The following is a 21,706-nucleotide window of genomic DNA, read 5'->3' on the forward strand; positions in this document are numbered from 1 at the left end:
TTCTACGATTATAGCTTTTACTCTTGAAGCGATATCAGACATAGTATTATAGTTTAATGATTAATAATTTCAGTGCAAAGAAAAATAAAATCTATCAAATATCAAATCTAAAACTTTTTAGTTTAGAGGCTAACAAAATTTTAGATAAAAAGGTTTCAATTTGTATTTTTACCGGCGCAAATGTAATGATAATTGAACAGGAAATTTTTAAAGTTTGAGATAGATCTTGATTTTGTTCTGATTGCAGTAACAACTTCGCTTAAAGACTACCGTGTTTGTTATCTTATTAACAAATATTTAAATTTTAATTTTGTGCGTGCTGATGATTTAGCCGTTGATATTTATCAGGGTGCTGCGCCTGTGCTTTTCTCTTTGTTCATGTATAATTGGGAGGCCAGTGAGACCGATTTTTATTTTATAGCTAATAAAGGGTCTGACGGGTACCTGATTCCCGAAATGAAAAAGGCAGATTATTTTTTAATGATTAAAAATTATATTGACGATAATGACCTTGATAACCTTGTTTCGGCATTAAATCGTATACCAGAAATTGTTGCGGCTGTAAAGATTGATCCTAAAAAAATAAAATCACGCGAAAATCTGCTATTTTAGCGCAAAATTTAGAAGATGTTATACCCGTTAATGTAAACGTATAACATATATGCAAACTGATAACTATGAATATACCGTATAACCGCACCAAAATTGTTGCCACCATGGGGCCGGCTTCATCCCCCAAAGAAACATTATTAGCCATGATTAAAGCAGGCGTAAATGTTTGCCGATTAAACTTCTCTCATGGAAAACCTGAAGATCATAAAAAAATTGTTGATACCATAAGGGAGATAAACGAACAACATAAAACCAATGTAGCTATACTGGCCGATTTACAGGGACCTAAAATCCGCATTGGCCTGGTAAAAGATGGCGGCATTCACCTGGTTAACGGTACACATATTAATATTACTACCCATGAATGTATTGGCGATGACAATCAGATATATATAACATATGATACTTTTCCGCAGGATGTACAGGCCAATGAAATTATTTTATTGGACGATGGAAAAATACAGATGCGGGTTATTGAAACTAACAAAATTGATAAAGTAGTTTGCGAAGTAATGCACGGCGGTATTTTAACCTCGCGCAAAGGGGTTAATTTGCCTAATACCAAAGTATCTATCCCCAGCTTAACAGAAGAAGACCTTGAAAATCTGAAATATGCTTTAGAGTGGGATGTGGATTGGGTTGGCCTTTCGTTTGTACGTAACGCCGATGATATTATTGAGCTTAAACAAATTATTGCCCGCAGCGGTAAAGCTGCTAAAGTAATAGCTAAGATTGAAAAACCTGAAGCTATTGATAATATTGATGCTATAATAGAGGCTACAGACGGTGTAATGGTTGCGCGTGGCGACCTTGGTGTTGAAATGCCTTTAGAAGAAGTTCCATTACTGCAAAAAATGATTGCCCGTAAATGCCGTGCCGCATCAAAACCGGTTATTGTTGCTACGCAGATGTTAGAATCAATGATAACCACACCGCGCCCAACACGCGCCGAAGTTAATGACGTTGCCAACTCTGTATTGGATGGCGCGGATGCAGTTATGCTTAGCGGCGAAACATCAGTAGGCGAGTTTCCACTGATAGTTATTGAAACTATGGCCAAAATTGTACGTAACGTTGAAGAATTGGGCTACCCATATAATTCAGATAAAGAATCAGTATCAGACGTTAATTCTCCGGGCTATTTAAGTGATGCAGTATGCGAATCGGCAGTTTACCTGGCAGAGCATACGAATGCAGTAGGGATAGTATCCATGACTATTTCGGGTTATACTGCCTTTCAAATTTCAAGCTATAGGCCCAAAGCGCGTACTTTTATCTTTACTTCAAATAAACACCTGTTAAATGCATTGAGCTTACTGTGGGGTGTACGTACCTTTTATTATGATAAAGTAGAAAGTACCGACCAAACCATAAGTGACGTAAATAATTTGCTTAAAGCTGAAAACCTGGTACAAGAAGGCGATGTGGTTATTAATACCGCTGCTATACCAATTGTTAAGCATGGTAAAACTAATATGCTTAAAGTAACGGTTATTGAATAGAGGGTACTACCAATGTTATATACCAAGGGATGAAACAATTATCTGTTTCATCCCTTTTTTTTGTTTAAATTTAATATATTTCTCCAAGGCAAACCTTGAAAAATACCACATCAGGATTACCAAAGAAATAATCCCAGTATATTCTTAATATATCCATGGCATTTAATTATTTATGTATTGTTTTTGACTATTAAATTTACTTAAGGTTTAAAATAACTTAATAAGGTTTAAATAACTCAAGCAAAAACCGCCCCCTTTTTTCATTCAAACTGTGTATTTAGTTGGTTGTATCTTTATTGTTACGATAATTTTTATTTTTATGACACTTTAATTATATTGCAGCCTTTAACCCTAATTAAAAAATTGACTAAACACGTGTGGAAGCATGCCCTTACGGCTTGCATGGTACTTAGTACCGGGATATTATTTGCGCAGGACAAAGAGGATTCGCCTGAAGTATTAAGGCGGCAAACCGATGCAAAAGAAATAATAAGCTCAATATTTAGTGGTAAACACTATATCGATACAACAAAACAAACTCACTCTAATTTCTCTACGCTGCCATCAGCCGGTTATAACCCAAGCGTTGGATTTGCTATTGGGGTAACATCAACGGGTGGTAAAGTATTTGGTAACCCTAAAACAACTACTTTTTCGGTAGTTAACGCAAATGCATACCTGTCTACCAACGGCCTGGCATCTTTTGAAGCCAAGAATAATATATTTACTAACAATGATATATTTAATATACAAGGCGGCGTGCAAGTTGGACGAACCGTTGCACTTGATTATGGTGTAGGTACGGGGCATAAAGTGCAGGGCGATGGTACGTTTTCAATTGCCGATTTGCCGCTTTCTAATAACGCAGATGTTTTCCCTATAAAATATACTTATATAAAATTATCAGAAAGGGTATACCGCAAAATATTTAATCATGTATATGCGGGTGCCGGGGTTATATTTAATATATATAATAATATAGATGATGAACGAAAAACGGGGCCAAATATTAATACACATAATTTTAGGTACAGTATGCTTAATAATTTTCCAACTCTTGGATATGAGGCCAATGGATTGTTATTTAATATAGAATATAATTCAAGGGACCAGGTTAACAGGCAATACAAAGGGATATATGCCGACATAGTTTTAAGAATGAATCAGTCCTGGTTAGGTAGTGATCATGAAGCAATGCAGTTAAAAACCGAGTTAAGAAAATACTGGAGCCTGTCAAAAGTTAATCCGGAGCATATATTGGCATTTTGGTATTGGGGCTGTTACCTGCTTAATGGCTCCATACCTTATTTAGAGCTACCAGGTACAGGCAGCGATGCATCCAATAGAATTGGCAGGGCCTACACTATTGGACGTTTTAAAGGCACCTCTTTTGCATACAGCGAAGCTGAGTATCGTTTCCCTATAACAAAAAATAAATTACTTAGTGGCGTGCTTTTTACTAACATTGAATCGGCAAGCAACAAGCACAGCATAAATTTAATGGAATTTGTTGAGCCCGGGGTAGGTGCGGGCTTGCGCTTACTATTTAATAAATATACCCGCTCCAATCTTTGTATTGATTACGGGGTAGGTAATTATGGCTCAAAAGGAATATTTTTAGGATTGAACGAAGTTTTTTAACCCCTATATAATACTCCGCTTACAACAAAAAAGCGGGTCAATTTTTCATTGATCCGCTTTTTTGTTATTTATGCTGATGTTTTTTAGTAATTGTTTAATCTGCCTTCACTTGCATCGGTAGATGTTATTCCGGCTTCAGGAAGTGCACGGTGCGGTTTAGTTAAAAATGGTGACCCATCTGCAAAAACGCCCATTATAATCAGTACCAATCCCAGGAAAAAATGCGGAGCCCATACTTGCGATGAGAAACTGTATGTCCAGGGTAATGCCAGTAAAAAAGAACCGGTAAGTACATCAAGGCAATTATGCATTTGCATAGGGAACACATCAAGAAAGCCCAGAGGGTTTTTACTAAATATGGCCATAATTAATTGAAACCATCCTATAATAATAGGTAAAAATAGGGCCGCGCCCCCAAATTGAGCAAAATGGAATAACCATGGAGATGCAATTAATAACAGGGCCACCGCGTAATTTATAACGCCGTAAAATGTTTTTGAGATAAAAGGTTTCATCATTTATTAATTATGTGCTTATCAATTGCCAAAATTAATAATTTATACAGAACATATTTTGTTTTAATTAAAAAAGTTAGTGAATGTTTTACAAATAGAAAAATCTTGCCCTCACTGTGCTTTCTTAGTTAAAATTTTTGAAGCCACTAACGAAAAGAGTCCCAATATAACACCAAACATTACACCAAATATAGGTCCGTAAACAAGCATCATACGGCGGGGGTGGGTACCTGTATACATCGCAGCCATATCCGGGTGATGCATGGTATAGCTATCGTAAAAGAAATAATGTACCACGGTTATCCATACGCAATTAACTATACTCACTAAAAATCCGTGTAAAAAATATTTACTGTGGCAGGTTTTAACAATTACATAAGTGCAAAAAACAAATATTACCAGCCAAAAAAAAGGTTCAATTTTTTCGGGTATAAGGGATACAGTACCAAAGGCCATAATTAGCCCGAAAAGCGATAGTTGAAATATTATTTTCCAGTTCATGATTTGGTTATTTTATATAAATGTAAATAATAATTAATATAAGCAAATGATATTCAATGAAATGCAACTAAAAAAACCTTACTAAGCTTGTAGCTTAGTAAGGTTTCCCTGAATTAAAAAGCAATTTTTTTCTTAATGATTGATAGTACGTATAAAAACTATCCCGTTTGATGAGTCTATGCCAGGTTTTATAGTTGCTCCCTTGTTTACTATTAGAATATTTTCAATCTTACTTACATCCATGTTATCAAAAGCCGACCTGTCTTTTTTTACATCATCAACAAAAAATAAAGGGTTATCAAGTCCCCGGCTTTTCATCGCATCTTTTACAGTTGTAAGATCTTTTATATCTATAAAAGCAACTGAGCCGCTGGTCACTCCTTTGGGTGAAGTTACCGTACCTGCAAATTTGCGTGATCCGGTATCAGCTATTGCTCCGTGCATTTGCGGGTTTGATTTTTCTAAAGTAAAGTTTACCGGCACTGTGTAAGCAACTCTTACGGCCTTGCCATTTTGATAGCCTGGTGCCCATTTAGGTGATAAAATCAGTACTCTAACCGCTTCTTCGCCCGAACCAAATCCCGGATCTTTCAATACCTGGATGTTAGAAAGAGAGCCGTCTTCTTCTACAATAAACTGCACAATTACTTTTCCCTGTACGTTTGCCTGGCGCATGGCATAAGGATACCTTATATTATGGGTTAAAAACTCACTGAATTTTTCAGGCCCACCCGGAAACTCGGGCTGTTTTTCGGCAACTGTAAAAACCTTATTTGCATCGGGCGCTGTATTTCGCGAAGTGCTTAACGTGAAATTTATGGGTACCGAGTACATTACTTTTATGGGCTTGCCATTTTGATAAGCCGGTGCCCATTTTGGCGATAGCGCCATTACTCTTTCGGCTTCTTCGCCCGATCCGTAACCCGGGTCTTCAATTGCTTTAATGCCCTTTATCGAGCCATCGGTTTCTACAATAAACTGTACAATTACCTTTCCCTGTATATTTGCCTGGCGCATGGCGGCAGGGTACTTAATGTTACTGCGCAAAAAATCTGCAAGTAAGCCCGGAAATTTTGGGGCGCTTTCTACCGAAGTGTAAGCTTCGTTAGCAGAAAGTTGGGCGGTATCAATCCTTAGTTCCTTGCTTTTATTATACATTTCTACATACGGATCGGTTTTCGGTACTGTGCCGGCCGGTATTTCGGCATGGTCTGTAATGCTTGCAGCAAGTTCATCTGTTGAAGACGAAAAAACATTTTCGGCTTTTTGATCGATGACTTTAACAGCCTTGCTATTATTTATGGTTGCTGATGAAAGTACCATCATCATCATAAATAACGGGGCAGATAAGCCATATTTAGCCAGCGCTATACGATGCGACTTGCTTTTTTGAAGCATTTTAATACGCTGTTTTAACAGGCTATGATTATAAAATGGGTTTACCAATGTATGGGTGGGTACATTAAAAGTTTGACTAAGTAACAGCAAAGCATAATCGGCCTTATCTGTTCCGGCTTTTACTACCTGCCTGTCGGCAATAAATTCATGTATATATTTTATGGCAAAACGGTACAAATAAACTACCGGATTAAACCAGTTAATTATCATTACTGTTTCAATTATCATTACATCAACCGAGTGCCATTGGCCCGCGTGTACCTGCTCATGAGCGGCTATAACATCCGGGCTTTCCAGGTTATTGCCCAGGCTTATTTTTTTAAAAAACGAATAAGCTGCAGATGGAGAAGGTTTTTCTATAGCTTTTTTTAATATTACCAGCTGCCATATTAGCCTTAATGTTAAGAACAAGGTAACGGCTATATATATACCGTTAACTATTTCGCCTAATGTTAATGAGTTTTGAGCCGGTGTAAAGCTGCTGCCATAAATCATGACAGGGTTGTTAAGTATAGGGCTGTTAAAAATAGTGTGTTGAACCTCTTTGGTAATAAACAGGTTCTTTACCCAGTTAGATTGTATAAGCGGAATAAAAAATGAAAGAAGAGAGGCGGCAACTAAATATATCCGGTTAAGCTGGAAAAATGTTTCCCTGCGCAATAACAAAGCGTAAAAGCCAAAAAATAATACCAGGTAAAAATTTACCAGTAATAAATAATGCCACCAGCTCATAGCCTTACTTGTTTTTTAGTTTTTCAATCAGTTTCATGATCTCATCGGCCTCTTTCAAATCAATCTTTTCCTTTTTAACAAAGTACGAGAACATGTGTTGTACAGAATTATCAAAGTAGCCATGCATTAATTTATCGGTAGCAAAACTTTGATACGCCTCTTTACTTATCAACGGAAAATACTCATGACTTTTACCATGCGCCATATAGCTTACAAAACCCTTTGCTTCCAGTATCCTGATAATGGTAGATACGGTATTGTACGCAGGAAGCGGTTCTGGCAGTTCGGCCATCACATCTTTTACAAAGCCTTTTTTTAACTGCCATAATATCTGCATTAATTGTTCTTCGGCACGGGTCAGTTCTTTAATTTCCATTGTGTTGGGGTATTTTATTAGTTGTAAAATATTAAACTCTAATATAAGATATTAAATTCAATTTTTTAAATCAGCTTTTTTTAACGTGAAGCTTATAGGCACCGTATAGGCAACTCTTACCGGTTTGCCTTTTTGTTTTAATTACTGTTATAAAATGCCTATTTGTTTTTTAGTTTTTTAATCAGTTTTAAAATCTCATCAGCTTCCTTCAAATCAATCTTTTCTTTTTTTACAAAGTACGAGAACATGTGTTGTACAGAGTTATCAAAGTAGCCGCTCATTAATTTATCAGTAGCAAAATTTTGATACGTTTCTTTACTTATCAGCGGAAAATACTCATGGCTTTTACCATAAGAAATGTAGCTTACAAAACCCTTTGCCTCAAGTATCCGGATAATGGTTGATACCGTATTATAGGCAGGTAATGGCTCCGACAATTGGGCCATCACATCTTTTACAAAGCCTTTTTTTAATTGCCATAGTATTTGCATTAATTGTTCTTCGGCACGGGTCAGTTCTTTAATTTCCATGGTATTAATAATTTGAGATCAGGTGAGGGGTAACATAATTCTAAACGAATATATTAGTTAGAAACTAAACATGCAACTAATATTTTAGTTTTATTTTAATTAAACTTTTTTTTATCACTTTCGTTGTTCTTGTTTCAACCTGAATTATATAATGGATATAACTTTTCATGGAGCTGCCCGCAACGTTACCGGCAGCAAACATTTACTACGTTTACAGGATGGTACCGGCATTTTATTGGATTGCGGTATGTTTCAGGGCCTGGGCGAGAATACCGGTAATATGAATGGACATTTTGGCTTTAACCCCCAAAAGCTTAATTATATGATACTATCGCATGCCCATATTGATCATTGCGGCTTGATACCGCGCTTAGTTGCCGAAGGATTTAACGGGCCAATATTTTGTACATCGGCCACTATGGATCTAACCCGGATACTTTTGCTGGATTCGGCCAGGATACAAATGAACGATGTAGAATATAGTAATAAGCATCGTGCAAAAAACGGTTTGCCATTATTAGAGCCTTTGTATAATGAGGATCAGGCTATGGAAGCACTGCGTTTATTTAAGATTGTTGAATATCATGAGGAGTACGCTATAACACCAAATGTAAAATTTCATTTTAGCGATGCGGGCCACCTATTGGGCAGCTGCGCGGTGCACCTGGTTGTACAGGAAAACGGCAAGGAAACCCGTATAACTTTTAGTGGTGATGTGGGCCAATATGGCGACCTGCTTTTAAAAAACCCGCAACGCTTCCCGCAGGTTGATTACATTTTGCTGGAATCGACCTATGGCGATTCGCTGCATAAGGAGCTTGAACCTATTGAGGATGCTTTGCTGGAGGTAATTAAACAAACATGCCTCATTAAAAAAGGCAAGGTTATTATTCCGGCGTTTAGTGTTGGCCGCACACAGGAATTGTTATATGCGCTAAATTCGCTGGAGTTAAAAGGTGTATTGCCCGAATTACCGTATTATGTTGACAGCCCTTTATCAGACAAAGCTACGCAGATATTAAAAGATCACCCCGAAGTTTATAACCGGGATGTGAAAGCAGTTTTAGCAATTGATGCTGATCCGTTCGCTTTTAAAGGGTTGCGGTTTATACAATCAACAGAAGAGTCTATCGCTTTAAATGATGACCCACGCCCTTGCGTAATCATTTCATCATCAGGCATGGCAGAGGCGGGTAGGGTAAAACATCATATTAAAAACAATATTAATAATGAAAAAACCACTATTTTAATTGTTGGTTATTGCGAACCAAATTCGCTTGGCGGGCGTTTGTTGCACGGCGATGATGAAGTATGGATATTTGGCGAAAAGTACGAGGTTAAGGCCGAGGTGCGGTCCATTAAATCAATGAGCGCCCATGGCGATTATGAGGACCTGCTGCATTTTTTAAACTGCCAGGACCCTAAAAAAGTTAAAAAGATATTCCTGGTTCACGGCGAGTATGAGGTGCAGCAGCATTTTGCCAACACGTTGAACCAGCATGGCTTCGCTAATGTGGAGATACCTTTTCAACATCAGAAGATAGTATTGGAGTAATTTTTGTCACTTCGGGCAACAGGTATAATGGTGGTATTAATTGTTGGTGATCTTGTTTCAAAAACTTGTTTCACCACTGCTAAAATTGACAATTTGTAATCGTTTGATTATCAACTATCAATACTAATACTATACTTAAAAAAACTGACGAATAAGTTGTTACATTTTGTTACATCACTTTTACACAATCGACTTATAAACAGTGTTTTAAGTATAAATCTTGTTTCACTTGTTACATTTTGTTTCACCACAAGTGAAACAAGCTTAAACAAAAAAGGCCAATTGAAAACGCTTTCAATTGGTCTTTTTTGTTATGTGCTAAACGGTTTATACTTCTGCGTTTACCCGGTTAAGCAGCGCTTTCATATAGCCAATGGTATAAGCGGTGCCCACGTTTGGCCCGCCTGCCATTTTGGGGATATGATCTGGAATAATAACGCCGTCAAAATCCACACGCTTTAAGGCTTGCATAATGGTATACATATCGGTATAACCATCGTCAACAAACGACTCTACAAAATGCGGCAACGGCGCGTAAATATTACGGAAATGTATTTTGTACAACCTTTTTTTCTTTCCGAAATAATCTATCATCCCTACCGAATCTTTACCCAGCTTATCGCCGCCTTCCATCCATGAGCCAACGCAAAGGCATAAGCCTACGCTTGGGCTGTTATTAGCCAGGTCCAAAGCGTGTTTATATCCTTCAAAGCTGGTAAACAAACGCGGCACACCCGCTAACTCAGGTATCGGCGGATCGTCAGGGTGGATACCGATATGCACATTGTTTTCCTCGGCCGTTCTAACAACTGCCTGAATAAAATATTTAAAGTTGGCCCAGATTTCGTCGCGTGTATATTGCCTGCTATGGCTTAACGGGGCGTGGTACCTGTTGGCATCCCATCTGCCATGATTTGGCGCATCTACATTAAAATCTCTTGCGTCGGCACCACCACGGGCAAGGCCGCGTACATCCGAATCCCATATACCATTACCCATGTGCGCATAAGTGGTATATCCAATACCGGCTTTGCCCAAACTACGCAAGTGGGCCTTGTATTCCTCTATCTTTTCGTCACGACCGGGCAGGTTAAGTACCAGCTTGTCCTGGTTATGTACGTCGTTGTTTCCAAAGCCATACACGTTTATTCCATGATCTGCAAAAAGTCTTTTACGGCTCCCATAATATTCGCCGCTTGATTTTTTTGCATTGGTCCATAACACAGCCTGGTTAATGCCCATCTGGTTGTAAAAAGCAAAGGTATCATCATCTGGCTCGGGTGTGATCTGTCCGGCGATCTTGATCTGTGAGGGTTTTGCTGAATTTTCTAATTTTTCAGTCTCTTTCGCTATTAGCGGGGCAGCCTCTGCCATACCACCGCCGCCCACAGACAGTGCAGCTGCCAGCGCTGCTGTTTTTTTAATAAAGTCTCTGCGATTATCACTCATCTTCTTATGGTTTATTAGTTAATTGGTTTAATAGTGAATTTGGTTACCACGTCCTTTTCTCCAGTATCTTATCTATTGTAGCGCGGCTCATTTTTATTTTACCCGGATGCTCATCAACCCATTTATAAAAAGCCTGCCTTACTTCGGGCGTCCATTCGCTGTCTATTTGCCCGGTTTTAAATTTGCCGGCTTTTACCATTTCAAACCCAAAATCGTCTTTAAGCGAAACAAACTCGGCAGTAGCAACTACTTGCTCGGCCAATTGAGCAGGTACAAAAAGCACGCCTTCTCTTTTAGCAATTACCAAATCGCCGGGTAATACCATTGCGCCACCTATGCGAATAGGCGTATTTAAACCCATCAACACCTCATTCTCTAAAAACGACGGATGAAAATCGCGCACAAAGGCGTTAAATCCTTTAATTTCTGACAACCCTTCCACATCCCTCGCCGAAGCATCAAACACAACCCCATTGCCCGATTTACTGAAGATAGAGTTACCAAGCGTGCTTCCCATTAAAGTACCTGCGGCAATCTTTCCAAAGCCATCGGCTACATATACATCGCCCTTAACTAAAACGTCAATGGGCCATGAATTGGTATTGCCCGCGCGGCCCTGTTTTGCACCCCTGGCCTTTATATTCTTTTCCACGTCGGGGCGGCTTGGCATAAACATAGCGGTAACGGCGCGGCCGGTCACTGCTTCATCATTAACGGTTTTCCAGCCACCTTCAAATTGGTTAACATAGCCTAAGTTTTTAAGCGCGGTCCAGGCATCATCAAGGCCTATGTTTTTGGCCCGTGTTAACAGATCATCAGAAATTTTTGGCCGGCCATCGGCAAAGCGTTCGCCTTTCCATTCTGAGGTTAAGAATGTTAATTCTTCTTTAGAGATGGTTTGTGCCGATGCCATTCGCCCCAGGCAAAAGCTAAAAGCAAGCAATACCCCGATAATATTTTTATTAATAGCCATGTGCTTTCAAATATTCGTCTAACTCTTTTTTAGGCATTGGTAATTTGCCCGGATAGTGGTTTAGCCAGTTCAAAAAATCTTTTTTTATTTCATCGCTCCATGCGCCATGTATCTGACCCGATAAATATTTGCCCTCCAGCAGCCTGGTCCGTTCAAACTGGTCATGAACGCCCTGAAATTCTGAGTCAAGCACCAAATCAGCAACCAAATGTGCTGGGATAAATACAGTTCCATACTGGTTTGCCAGTACTACATCGCCGGGCAAAACGGTGACGCGGCCAATGCGTATTGGCTGATTAATGCTGGTTAATTGTACCTGGCTGATAGCTGACGGATCTGTACCCTTTACCCAGGCATTAAAGCCTTTAATTTCGGACACCTCTGCTACATCCCTTATCGCTCCGTTAAATATTACACCACGTTTGGCCCTGCCCCATACAGAACTGCTCAGGCTTGATCCCATCAGGGTGCCATCAGCTATTTTTCCGTAAGCATCTGCAACATACACGTCGCCATTAGTTAATATATCAATGGGCCATAAGTTTTGACCGCCATGCTGAGAACGGCCCTCAGCCTTTCCTGTAGTAGTTACTACTGCATTAAGATCCGGCCGGGCAGGCATGTATTGTGCCGTTACCACCCGCCCAGTCATAACACTATCCGGGTGGAGTATTTTCCAGTCGCTTTCATATTGACTCAGATATCCTTTGGCTTTTAATTTTTCCCATGCTTCATCAACAGTTACTTTTTTTAACCGTTCAAGCAATTGATCTGATACACGCGGGCGCCCGTCGGCAGAGCGTTCGCCCTTCCATTCGGGAGTAAGATCCTTTATCTGTTCGGGTGATGAACCCAAACGTTGTTGTGCATTGGCAAACAGCCCACCTAATACCAATGCTGTAATTAATATTATTCTTCTCATAAATTTAGGTTTATCCTTTGTATCCTTGTTCAATTGTAAGGCATGCCTGCAACATTGCGCGGGCATAAGCCTGGTTATAAATATAACCTATAAAATCGCCGCCGCGTTCCTTGTCGATTATATTGCCCGGCGGATGCTCGGCAAATATGCCGTATTTATACTTTGCACGCACCAGTTCCTGCATTACGGCAAACATATTGACCTGACCCGCATCGGGGTAGGTTTCTGTATATTTAATTCTCGGTGTTTCTACCACCACGTTACGAAAGTGCATGTGGTTGATGCGGTTGCGTGCAGCCATATAGTGCAAAACGTCGATGGCATTTTCGCCTATTTCAGTGGATACTCCGCAATCAAAGGTCATGCCGTTTGCCGGACTGTCAACTATCGCCAATAATTTTTTCCAGCCGGCAAAACTTCCCATCGGCTGCGCCGAACCACGGCTAAGCGGCGGCGGCGGATCGTTAGGGTGAAGCGCCATTTTTACACCTGATTGTTCGGCTACAGGAATAATGGCTTTTAAAAAATAAGTGATATTTGCCCAAAACTGCTCTTCGGATGTAGCGGGCTCGGCGGCAGTAGCTTTTAATTCGCTTGCCGCGAATGCCATTTCATCGGCTTTGCGGTCACGCGGCTCATTCCAGTTATTATCTGCCGGATTTGGCATTTTGCGGTTATAATCAAAACTTAAATAGCGAGCGTTGCCACGGCCTACGCTGTTATAATAACCCTCACGTAAACGGTGCGAATAAAAATTATATTCAATAACCGGGATACCCACCTTACCTGTTATTCGTATAGCGTCCTGTACCTTCTTTATATCCTCATCACGCCCTTCCATATTATGGAGTATACTGGGCGGCAAAACTATTCTATGGTTAATGATGGAAAGCCCTTCTGACTTAAAACGATCGACAATGCCTTGTATCTTTTCTACTGTCCATGGCAAAGCAGGCGCATCCATGTGCACATAATCGGCCCCGAATTGTTTGATGGCCTTTACTTTGGATGACATGTCGTTATAGCCTACGTTCATGGTCATTTTAGGCGTATCAACACCTTCAACTACGGGCCATGCAACTTTTTTTGAAGCCGTGGCACGGTTATCGGTTGTAACAGGTGATGCTGACGCACCAACTGCACCTGACGATAATGCTGCTGCCAGCGAAGTACCCTTTTTTAAAAATCCTCTACGATTATCTTTCATAAAGTTAGGCTTTCCAACCCGCCTGAAGTGCTAAGCAAGTCTGCATCATAGCACGGGCATATGATTGGTTATACAGGTAAGATACAAAGCCATTGCTTTGATGTGTTTTGTCAAATTCATTATCACGCGGATGCTCTGCCCAAATACCATATTTGTATTTACCTTTTACCAGTTCATACATCACGGCCATCATGTCTACGTTCCCGTTATCTATCATCACTTCCACATATTTTATTCTTGGTGTATCTACAATAACATTTCGGTAATGTACATGGTTGATGCGGTTACGCGATAGCATGTATTTGGCTACTTCTACAGCATTTTCACCTATTTCAGTCGAAACGCCACAGTCAAACGTCATGCCGTTTGAAGGGCTTTCTACTAAATCAAAAAGATGTTTCCAGTCTTTAAAGGTCGACATGATCTGCTCCGAACCACGGCTCATTGGCGGCGGCGGATCATTAGGATGCAAAGCCATGCGTACACCAGCCTTTTCGGCTACCGGAATAACCGCTTTTAAAAAGTATTCAATATTTTCCCAGGCTTTGGCGGCGGTTTGCGCAGGCTCCTTTTCTGTGGGGCCTAACTCAACCATTGCAAGATTCTCCTCATCCGGCTGCCGGCGGGCAGTTTTATAGTTCCATTTATTATCTGCCTGGTTAGGCTGCCCTTTCCGGTAATAATCATAACCCAGGTATTGTACACCGCCGCGGCCAACCACATCATAATAACCCTCTACCGCGCGGTGCGAGTAAAAATTATATTCAACCACTGGGAGGCCAACCTTGCCTGCCGCAATTAAAGAATCCTGTACTAATTTGATCTCTGCATCTTTGCCGTCAGTGCCATGAATAATAGCACCCGAGAAATTGATCATCATATTAATAACGGTAAGGCCCTCTGCCTTAAAGCGGTCTATTATTGTTTTTAACCCTTCTTCTGTCCATGGCATGCGCGGTCCGCCCATGTGCACATAGTCGCAGCCGAATTGTTTTATCCATTTCATGTTTGATACGGTGGCATTTGCGCCCACACTCATGGTCATTTTTGGGGTATCCGGCCCTTCTACCAGGCTAGACCATAGCGGATTTTTTTTTGCTGCCGCTGATTCTGATTGGTTATCAATTTTGGGGGTAGCTACAGACGCGCCTACAACACCTAATGACAATGCAGCTGCCAGTGAAGTGCCTTTTTTGAGAAAGTCTCTGCGATTATCTTTCATAATAATTAGTATAAATTGGTTGAGTTAAATATACAAAGAAGCACCATCCACTGGTTAAGGTCAGCAGATTGTTACAAACTCAACAAAGCAGGCTTTCAAAAAGAAAGCCCCGCATATACAGGGCTTCTTTTTAATTTATTGGAACTACAGGCAACTCTTTGCGTGGTATCATATCATCACGCTGAGAAGTATTGTAAACAAACGATGCAGCGATAACGGCGGCCTGTTTAAGGTCGTTTTCACTCAATTTATCATAAGTGTCCTGGTTACTGTGATGGGTACGGGTGCCATAGTCCATATTATCCTGTATAAACTGAAAACCCGGTATGCCAACCGCGTCAAACGAAAGGTGATCTGTGCCACCTGTATTGCTGATGGTTACGGTATTTGCACCCAGGTCCTTAAAAGGAGCCAGCCATTCTTTAAATATTGGGCCTACGGCCTGGTTACCTTGTAAATAAACACCGCGTATTTTACCGGTACCATTGTCTAAATTATAATAGGCAGAAACTTTTGCCGCCTCGGGTTTTAATATCATTGTTTTGGGGTCGCCAAAGTGGTTAAGCACATAGAAGCGCGAACCCCATAACCCTTGCTCTTCCGAACTCCATAAAACTATGCGAATGGTACGGCGCGGTTTAAAGCCAACACGTTTTAAAATACGCATAACTTCCAGCATAACCGCGCTGCCCGCGGCATTATCAGTAGCGCCGGTAGCACCGTGCCATGAATCAAGGTGACCGCCAATTATTACCAGTTGGTCCTTTAGCTTAGGATCCGTTCCCGGTATTTCGCCTACAACATCGTAGCCTTGCAGATCTTTATCAAAAAATTCCGTTTTAATATCGGCTTCCAGCTGCACTTTAATTCCAGCTTTGGTTAAACGTAAAATATGCTGAAAATCTTCGCCGCTGGTTTCCAGCTCAGGAGCTACGGCTTTTGCAGTATCTGCATATGATGCGCCGTTGGTAGTAAATACGGTTCCATCGGTACCCCGGCCCTGGCTCAATACCAGCGCAACACCTTCGTCGATATAAAATTTACTTAATGCTACGCGGAATGCAAGTATTGCCGCGAATGGAGAAGCTCCGGCCCTGCGGGGGCCACCAGCAACAGTGGGGGCTGCTTTAGCCATTTCATCCAGCTGTGCGTCGGTAAAACGTGTGCCATCAGGTATATAGGTTCTTTCAACTCCAGGCTTGGTATCAGCCATTACAATTTTACCTTTCAGAGTGCCTTTATATTTAGCCAGGTCACCAATGCTATCCACTTTAATAATAACCACATCGCCTTTAATCAGGCCGGGCGTTCCGGGTGTCCATGCTTTTGGTATAGCTATTATGGCATGGTAATAAGGTGCGGTTATAGCGGCATAGTTTTTTTGCACTTCCCAGCCTTTTCCAAATTTGCCCCAGGGCTCGCGTTTGGCATTTTCTATACCCCAGGTTTTAAGGGTGTTTACGGCCCAATCCTGTGCGCGTTTTAAGCCCGGCGAACCTGCTAAGCGTGGCCCGGAAACATCGGTCAGATAAAAAGCAGTTTCCATCACCCTGGATTTGTTCATACCTTGATCCCTGATGTTATTGAGCATTGCCTCGTCTGTAGTTTGGGCAAATGCCGAACCAATTGTACCCGCAGAAAGCAGGAAAGCATAAAGTAGTTTTCGTTTCATGATAATTAATGAGTCAGTTAAAACAAACTTATTTAATAATTGGTTCAAAACAAACAGGTGGTTTAAAAAAGTTTGCGTTGAAAGATTTACGAAGTTTCTGAAACTTCGTAAATCTGGACAGAGTAATTATATTTGAATATGAGTTCATACAGGTTAGATAAAACTGCTTTTAAAGCGCAAACTGTTGATGGGGCTGTTGCCAGCCAGGCAGCTTACTATAGAAGCCTAATATGGCAGGAGCGTTTGCACATAGCTAACTATCTAAACAGTGTTGCCTACAATTATCCGGAAAATGAACCGCCAAGAATGGACAAAACTGTTTTTAGCATGCGGGCGCGAAAATAATGGGGAATATTTTTAACGAAGATTTTAGATTAATTTACCAGTAACTTATATCCCCGACCGTGTACGTTAATGATCTCTACCGATGGGTCATCCTTCAAGTACTTGCGTATTTTGCTTAAAAACACATCCATACTGCGGCCATTAAAATAATTGTCATCATGCCATATGTGCAGCAAGGCCTCTTCACGGGTAAGCACTTCGTTCTTTTTAATACAAAGCAGGCGCAGCAACTCGGCCTCTTTGGTTGATAATTTTTGCTGTGTACCGTTTATAGAAATTATTTGCGTGGTATAATCAAATGTGTAATTGCCAACAGTAAATTGAGTTGGTTGCTGCTCTTCTTTCTTTTCGGCGTTTTCGGTTCTTTTAAGCAGGGCGTTAATGCGCAGCAATAATTCTTCTATGCGGAAAGGTTTGGTAATATAATCGTCGCCGCCCAGGGTATAGGCTTGGGTTTTATCTTCTATCATGCCCTTGGCAGTGGCAAAAATTATGGGTATATGGCTATTTATTTTACGGACATCCTTACCTAAAGTAAAGCCATCTTTTTTAGGCATCATTACATCCAGTATTAACAAGTCATAATTACCTTTTGTAAAGGCATGTAAGCCCTCTTCGCCATCAGTACATAAAACAACTTCAAACTTTCCCTTTAATTGCAGGTAATCCTGGAGCAGCATACCCAGGTTAGGATCATCCTCAACCAGTAATATTTTTTTCATAAGAGACAGGTTTAACGTATTATAGTTAATGATAGTATTGATGTTGTAACCGGTATTGTATTAAGCACCCTGAAATTTCAACTCAAATTCTGATCCCTTATCTTTTTCAGACCGCACATTTATAGTGCCATTCAGCCTTTTTACTATGGTATTAACGTAGCTTAATCCCAATCCAAAACCTTTAACGTTATGTATGTTGCCGGTAGGGATGCGATAAAATTGTTCGAATATTTTTGCTTGCTGATCGCGACTCATACCTATGCCTTTGTCGGCTACTTTAATAACCACTTGTCCGTTCTTGTTTTGGCTGCTGATAGTTATTTGCGGCGCATCTTCGCTATACTTTATGGCGTTATCAATTAAATTGTATAATACGTTAGAGAAGTGCAGCTCATCGGCGTTAATAATTGCGTTTTCGGCCTGCAGGTCCAGACTCACATCTGCATTACATTTTTGCAGTTTAAGTTCCATGCTGTCTATCACCACGCTTATCATCTCATTTACATCAAGCGGTTTTTTGTCAAGTTTAAAGTCATTTTTGTCAATGCGGGCAATATTTAATACCCTTTCAATATGGCTGCCCAGGCGTTCATTTTCTTCATAAATAATATTAGCCAGCCTTGAAATTCGATTTTTATCTGCAGCAATTTCATTATCCCTCAGGGCTTCGCTTGCTATCATGATAGTTGATACCGGGGTTTTAAACTCATGCGTCATGTTATTAATGAAATCGGTTTTCATTTCGGATATTTTTTTCTGCCTGATAATGGAGAAAAGCGTATATCCAAAACAAAACACCAATATAAATAACAAGCCGCCGGTGGTCGCCATGGTGGTTGTCATCTTGCTTAATATTAAAGAGTTTTTTTTGGGGAATGATAGTTTTATCATACCAGGGTCGTTTATAACCTCTTCTTTAAATATTTGTGTATGGTAGGTATCGGCAGGTATAAAAACCGGCTTTGCACCGGTTTTATCCATTGCGGTTGAAAATATTACCGAATCATTTTTAGTTGTTGATACCTCATAGCTAAAAGGCAAATCAATGCCCTGGTTATGTAGCTCCATGCGTAATAGGGTATCTACCCAATAAGGGTTATTGATGCGCTTCTTTAAAGGCTCGCCAGATCGTTGGTATTCCTCGTACACATTTTGTATTACGTTTGGTTTATTTGCCTGTAAATTTTGCAATGAATCTGTTGCCAGCATTTTCTTTACACGATCAAGCTGATTTTGCTTTTGGATACGTTCCTGCTCCTGCAGCCATAATGGATTTATTACTTTTTGAGTTATTAGCTGTTCGCCAAATTGCGGATCGGTATAAGTAAGATGCAATATGGTATACTTTTCTAATTTTTGATTCGCTTTTGTTGTGCGTGGAGCAGGATTCTTTAAAATAGGCGTTAAACGGCCATGCATTATTCCAAACTCATCAGTATACCCTTCAATGCGTACCTGCAGGTCGCTTTCTAACTCATCCAATCTTTGTCGCATTAACATGTGTTTTAAACTGTCGCGCAAAAGGTTGAGCTTACGTTGGCGATGGGCCTGTTTTCGTATAGAATCCTTATTTATAAAGGCTTTAGTGGTATGTGTATTTCTTTTATCTGATATTTCAATGATTTGGTTCTCTGTTTCAGTCTTAGGCAGGGTAGTGTGCGGCTGTGCTTTATTCATTAAGAAATTATACGCGTCCTGCCTGCTCAATTTAGCCACTACATTACTTAGCGCTTCATTAACAGAACGGTCAAAAAGCTTCGACTGTATATTATAAGATTGGATTAAAAAGTACAATTGCATAGCAACTACACCTATTAGTGCAAAACTCATTAACCCTATAATTATGCCAATGCTTCTTTTTTTCAACGTATAAATTGTTTTACGATAAGTATTATTCTATCGCCAAAAACAAAAATATTTTAAATAAGCCTATTATACCGGCTTTTAACAATTTTTAACATATATGATATATGCGGCAGCTGCAGGTGTACTGTACCACGAACACATTGATACACCCTGGTACAATATTTATTAAGGTATTTAAAATACAGTAGTATAGATTTTTGTAATGCTGTCAGGCTAATAACTAAACTAAAAAATTCAACCTAAACAGTAAAACCCCGCCAAAGCGGGGTTTTACTGTTAGTACAGACTTGTAACAGGTCTTTTTATAAGTTATTAAAACGGCAAATCGTCATCCTCCGGTGCCGAGCTGATGTCGGCAGGGGCGGCGTATTCAGGAGCCGGGCTGCTGCCCGCGCCGCTTAATACGTTTATCTTCCATAATTGCATAGAGTTAAAATAACTCTTTTTGCCTGTCTTATCAGTCCAGGGGCGACCTCTTAAGTTAAAGAAAACTTCAACATCGTCACCAACTTTTACATTGTCTAATAAATTGCAACGATCTTGAATAGCTTCAAATTTCAAGTATTCCGGGTATTGCGGATTCTCTACATATTCTACTATTACTTCTCTTTTTTTCAGTGATTCTGTAACCTGTGCGGTTGGGAACACTTCATGTATTTTACCCTTAATTTCCATAGTTCAAAATTAAAAATGTAAAGTTAATAGATAAAGAAGTGTAAATTCGCACAATAATCATGCAAGTTTTCCACACTGAAAGTAAAATAATCATAACCTGTAACAAAAGGCTGTCGCCTTATTTGCAGCAGGAAGTTGAAGAATTGGGGTTTACCCCAACACGCGTATTCCAAACCGGCGTCGAGCTGTTGGGCACCGTTACCGATACCATAGCTTTAAATTTAAACCTGCGCTGTGCAAGCCAGGTACTTTATTTAATAAAAGGCTTCACCGCTGCCGATCCGCAGGAATTATATGACGGACTGGTACAAATAGAATGGGAGAACCTTATTGATTTTACCGGCTATTTTTCGGTAACCTCAAATGTTAATAACGAGCATATTTTAACGCCGCTGTTTGCAAACGTAAAGGTTAAAGACGCTATTGTTGACCGTATTAAATCAATAAAAGGCATCCGCCCAAATTCGGGCGCCGATGGTAATAAAACCGTTGTGCACCTGTACTGGCAGGATGACCAGGCCGAAATATTTTTAGATACATCCGGCGAAACATTGGCTAAACACAGCTACCGTAAAATTCCGGGCAAAGCGCCTATGTTGGAGGCTTTGGCAACATCAACCATTATGGCTACCCATTGGGACAGGAACAGTACCTTTATTAACCCAATGTGCGGTTCGGGCACGCTGGCCATTGAGGCAGCTTTGTTAGCTACAGATAAACATCCGGGCCTTTTCCGCATGAATTATGGGTTTATGCATATTATGGGGTATGATGAACAAGTGTTTTTTGTTGAACGCAGGGGGCTTAAAGATAAATCGAAAAAAGATATCGGCTTTAAAATAATTGCTACGGATATATCGCAGGACGCGGTAGACATCTCCCAAAAAAATGCAAAAACTGCCGGTGTAGACCATTTAATAGAATTTAGTGTTTGTGATTTTGAAGAAACCGATGTGCCCGAAGAACCCGGTATTGTAATGTTTAACCCCGAGTATGGCGAACGCCTGGGCGTACACAGCAAGCTGGAAGCAACCTATAAGCGCATAGGCGATTTTATGAAGAAAAAATGCGGTGGATATAAGGGATATATTTTTACAGGAAACCCTGATCTTGCTAAAAAAATAGGCCTGCGCGCTACACGAAAAATTGAATTTTACAATGGGAAGCTTGATTGCCGTTTATTAGAATATGAGCTATATGAAGGCAGCAAGCGCGAACCAAAAGAATAGTTTTTGGTTGATAGGGTTAGATTAGGTTGATAAGTTAACATCAACCCATCACTCAATCAACT

20 protein-coding genes are annotated in these 21,706 nt (G+C 40.2%); 6 read left to right on the forward strand and 14 right to left on the reverse strand.

All coding sequences use genetic code 11. The annotated features are described in order from the left end of the window. Positions 1-192: 192 nt before the first annotated feature. The 3 genes from JWR23_RS01075 (at position 193) to JWR23_RS01085 (ending at position 3,755) form a co-directional block, all read left to right on the forward strand. Complete coding sequence (locus JWR23_RS01075; RefSeq protein WP_299511837.1) at positions 193-612, forward strand: IPExxxVDY family protein; 420 nt, start codon at positions 193-195, stop codon at positions 610-612. Between the two features lie 65 nt (positions 613-677). After that, positions 678-2,114: a pyruvate kinase gene (gene pyk, locus JWR23_RS01080; RefSeq protein ID WP_299511839.1), complete on the forward strand. Its 1,437-nt coding sequence runs from the start codon at positions 678-680 to the stop codon at positions 2,112-2,114. A 363-nt stretch (positions 2,115-2,477) separates the two neighbouring features. Then, positions 2,478-3,755, forward strand: a complete 1,278-nt coding sequence (locus JWR23_RS01085) for a BamA/TamA family outer membrane protein (protein WP_299511841.1) — start codon at positions 2,478-2,480, stop codon at positions 3,753-3,755. An 83-nt stretch (positions 3,756-3,838) separates the two neighbouring features. Here JWR23_RS01085 and JWR23_RS01090 read toward each other — a convergent pair whose 3' ends face one another. The 5 genes from JWR23_RS01090 to JWR23_RS01110 all read right to left on the reverse strand — a co-directional run bounded on the left by JWR23_RS01090 (position 3,839) and on the right by JWR23_RS01110 (position 7,807). Next, positions 3,839-4,273, reverse strand: coding sequence for a hypothetical protein (locus JWR23_RS01090; RefSeq protein WP_299511843.1), 435 nt, complete (start codon positions 4,271-4,273; stop codon positions 3,839-3,841). Positions 4,274-4,381: 108 nt separating this feature from the next. Beyond that, positions 4,382-4,771 (reverse strand): hypothetical protein, encoded by a 390-nt coding sequence (locus JWR23_RS01095; protein ID WP_299511845.1) that lies wholly within the window; start codon positions 4,769-4,771, stop codon positions 4,382-4,384. A 132-nt stretch (positions 4,772-4,903) separates the two neighbouring features. Beyond that, a complete protein-coding gene (locus tag JWR23_RS01100; RefSeq protein ID WP_299511847.1) occupies positions 4,904-6,901 on the reverse strand; it encodes a M56 family metallopeptidase in 1,998 nt (665 codons plus the stop codon). Positions 6,902-6,905: 4 nt separating this feature from the next. Then, positions 6,906-7,277 carry a BlaI/MecI/CopY family transcriptional regulator gene (locus JWR23_RS01105; protein ID WP_299511849.1) on the reverse strand — a complete coding sequence of 124 codons (372 nt, stop codon included), beginning with the start codon at positions 7,275-7,277 and terminating at the stop codon, positions 6,906-6,908. A gap of 158 nt (positions 7,278-7,435) precedes the next feature. After that, positions 7,436-7,807 (reverse strand): BlaI/MecI/CopY family transcriptional regulator, encoded by a 372-nt coding sequence (locus JWR23_RS01110; RefSeq protein WP_299511851.1) that lies wholly within the window; start codon positions 7,805-7,807, stop codon positions 7,436-7,438. Positions 7,808-7,958: 151 nt separating this feature from the next. On the opposite strand from JWR23_RS01110, the gene JWR23_RS01115 reads away from it, so the two are divergent. Continuing rightward, positions 7,959-9,362 (forward strand): MBL fold metallo-hydrolase RNA specificity domain-containing protein, encoded by a 1,404-nt coding sequence (locus JWR23_RS01115; protein ID WP_299511853.1) that lies wholly within the window; start codon positions 7,959-7,961, stop codon positions 9,360-9,362. 327 nt (positions 9,363-9,689) lie between these two features. Here JWR23_RS01115 and JWR23_RS01120 read toward each other — a convergent pair whose 3' ends face one another. The 6 genes from JWR23_RS01120 to JWR23_RS01145 form a co-directional block, all read right to left on the reverse strand. After that, positions 9,690-10,811, reverse strand: a complete 1,122-nt coding sequence (locus JWR23_RS01120) for a mannonate dehydratase (protein WP_299511855.1) — start codon at positions 10,809-10,811, stop codon at positions 9,690-9,692. Positions 10,812-10,854: 43 nt separating this feature from the next. Then, on the reverse strand, positions 10,855-11,784 hold the full coding sequence (locus tag JWR23_RS01125; protein ID WP_299511857.1) for an RraA family protein: 930 nt from the start codon (positions 11,782-11,784) through the stop codon (positions 10,855-10,857). Then, positions 11,774-12,706 (reverse strand): RraA family protein, encoded by a 933-nt coding sequence (locus tag JWR23_RS01130; RefSeq protein WP_299511859.1) that lies wholly within the window; start codon positions 12,704-12,706, stop codon positions 11,774-11,776. Before JWR23_RS01130 ends, JWR23_RS01125 begins: the two co-directional genes overlap by 11 nt. A gap of 10 nt (positions 12,707-12,716) precedes the next feature. Continuing rightward, positions 12,717-13,913 (reverse strand): mannonate dehydratase, encoded by a 1,197-nt coding sequence (locus tag JWR23_RS01135; protein WP_299511861.1) that lies wholly within the window; start codon positions 13,911-13,913, stop codon positions 12,717-12,719. Between the two features lie 4 nt (positions 13,914-13,917). Continuing rightward, positions 13,918-15,135 (reverse strand): mannonate dehydratase, encoded by a 1,218-nt coding sequence (locus tag JWR23_RS01140; RefSeq protein WP_299511863.1) that lies wholly within the window; start codon positions 15,133-15,135, stop codon positions 13,918-13,920. A 130-nt stretch (positions 15,136-15,265) separates the two neighbouring features. Next, the gene (locus JWR23_RS01145) at positions 15,266-16,807 is read right to left on the reverse strand and encodes a M20/M25/M40 family metallo-hydrolase (RefSeq protein ID WP_299511864.1); all 1,542 of its coding nucleotides are present in this window, start codon (positions 16,805-16,807) and stop codon (positions 15,266-15,268) included. Between the two features lie 138 nt (positions 16,808-16,945). Here JWR23_RS01145 and JWR23_RS01150 point away from each other — a divergent pair, with 138 nt between their 5' ends. Then, entirely contained in the window at positions 16,946-17,152 is a 207-nt protein-coding gene (locus JWR23_RS01150) for a hypothetical protein (protein WP_299511866.1), read from the forward strand. Positions 17,153-17,181: 29 nt separating this feature from the next. On the opposite strand, the gene JWR23_RS01155 is transcribed toward JWR23_RS01150, so the two are convergent. The 3 genes from JWR23_RS01155 to JWR23_RS01165 all read right to left on the reverse strand — a co-directional run bounded on the left by JWR23_RS01155 (position 17,182) and on the right by JWR23_RS01165 (position 20,415). Beyond that, on the reverse strand, positions 17,182-17,874 hold the full coding sequence (locus JWR23_RS01155) for a response regulator transcription factor (protein WP_299511868.1): 693 nt from the start codon (positions 17,872-17,874) through the stop codon (positions 17,182-17,184). A gap of 60 nt (positions 17,875-17,934) precedes the next feature. Next, positions 17,935-19,704, reverse strand: a complete 1,770-nt coding sequence (locus JWR23_RS01160) for a sensor histidine kinase KdpD (protein WP_299511870.1) — start codon at positions 19,702-19,704, stop codon at positions 17,935-17,937. A gap of 348 nt (positions 19,705-20,052) precedes the next feature. Further along, the gene (locus JWR23_RS01165; RefSeq protein WP_299511872.1) at positions 20,053-20,415 is read right to left on the reverse strand and encodes a DUF3127 domain-containing protein; all 363 of its coding nucleotides are present in this window, start codon (positions 20,413-20,415) and stop codon (positions 20,053-20,055) included. Between the two features lie 59 nt (positions 20,416-20,474). Here JWR23_RS01165 and JWR23_RS01170 point away from each other — a divergent pair, with 59 nt between their 5' ends. Next, positions 20,475-21,644, forward strand: a complete 1,170-nt coding sequence (locus JWR23_RS01170; RefSeq protein WP_299511874.1) for a class I SAM-dependent RNA methyltransferase — start codon at positions 20,475-20,477, stop codon at positions 21,642-21,644. Positions 21,645-21,706: the final 62 nt, after the last annotated feature.

Origin of the sequence: Mucilaginibacter sp., from assembly GCF_028288205.1 — a bacterium.
In the GTDB taxonomy this organism is placed as follows: Bacteria; Bacteroidota; Bacteroidia; order Sphingobacteriales; family Sphingobacteriaceae; genus Mucilaginibacter.

Excerpts from the sequence above, each read along its gene's own strand:
- pyk (WP_299511839.1), top strand. The coding sequence starts at position 678 with ATGAATATACCGTATAACCGCACCAAAATTGTTGCCACCATGGGGCCG.
- JWR23_RS01090 (WP_299511843.1), bottom strand. The coding sequence starts at position 4,273 with ATGATGAAACCTTTTATCTCAAAAACATTTTACGGCGTTATAAATTAC.
- JWR23_RS01095 (WP_299511845.1), bottom strand. The coding sequence starts at position 4,771 with ATGAACTGGAAAATAATATTTCAACTATCGCTTTTCGGGCTAATTATG.
- JWR23_RS01100 (WP_299511847.1), bottom strand. The coding sequence starts at position 6,901 with ATGAGCTGGTGGCATTATTTATTACTGGTAAATTTTTACCTGGTATTA.
- JWR23_RS01105 (WP_299511849.1), bottom strand. The coding sequence starts at position 7,277 with ATGGAAATTAAAGAACTGACCCGTGCCGAAGAACAATTAATGCAGATA.
- JWR23_RS01110 (WP_299511851.1), bottom strand. The coding sequence starts at position 7,807 with ATGGAAATTAAAGAACTGACCCGTGCCGAAGAACAATTAATGCAAATA.
- JWR23_RS01115 (WP_299511853.1), top strand. The coding sequence starts at position 7,959 with ATGGATATAACTTTTCATGGAGCTGCCCGCAACGTTACCGGCAGCAAA.
- JWR23_RS01120 (WP_299511855.1), bottom strand. The coding sequence starts at position 10,811 with ATGAGTGATAATCGCAGAGACTTTATTAAAAAAACAGCAGCGCTGGCA.
- JWR23_RS01125 (WP_299511857.1), bottom strand. The coding sequence starts at position 11,784 with ATGGCTATTAATAAAAATATTATCGGGGTATTGCTTGCTTTTAGCTTT.
- JWR23_RS01130 (WP_299511859.1), bottom strand. The coding sequence starts at position 12,706 with ATGAGAAGAATAATATTAATTACAGCATTGGTATTAGGTGGGCTGTTT.
- JWR23_RS01135 (WP_299511861.1), bottom strand. The coding sequence starts at position 13,913 with ATGAAAGATAATCGTAGAGGATTTTTAAAAAAGGGTACTTCGCTGGCA.
- JWR23_RS01140 (WP_299511863.1), bottom strand. The coding sequence starts at position 15,135 with ATGAAAGATAATCGCAGAGACTTTCTCAAAAAAGGCACTTCACTGGCA.
- JWR23_RS01145 (WP_299511864.1), bottom strand. The coding sequence starts at position 16,807 with ATGAAACGAAAACTACTTTATGCTTTCCTGCTTTCTGCGGGTACAATT.
- JWR23_RS01150 (WP_299511866.1), top strand. The coding sequence starts at position 16,946 with ATGAGTTCATACAGGTTAGATAAAACTGCTTTTAAAGCGCAAACTGTT.
- JWR23_RS01155 (WP_299511868.1), bottom strand. The coding sequence starts at position 17,874 with ATGAAAAAAATATTACTGGTTGAGGATGATCCTAACCTGGGTATGCTG.
- JWR23_RS01160 (WP_299511870.1), bottom strand. The coding sequence starts at position 19,704 with ATGAGTTTTGCACTAATAGGTGTAGTTGCTATGCAATTGTACTTTTTA.
- JWR23_RS01165 (WP_299511872.1), bottom strand. The coding sequence starts at position 20,415 with ATGGAAATTAAGGGTAAAATACATGAAGTGTTCCCAACCGCACAGGTT.
- JWR23_RS01170 (WP_299511874.1), top strand. The coding sequence starts at position 20,475 with ATGCAAGTTTTCCACACTGAAAGTAAAATAATCATAACCTGTAACAAA.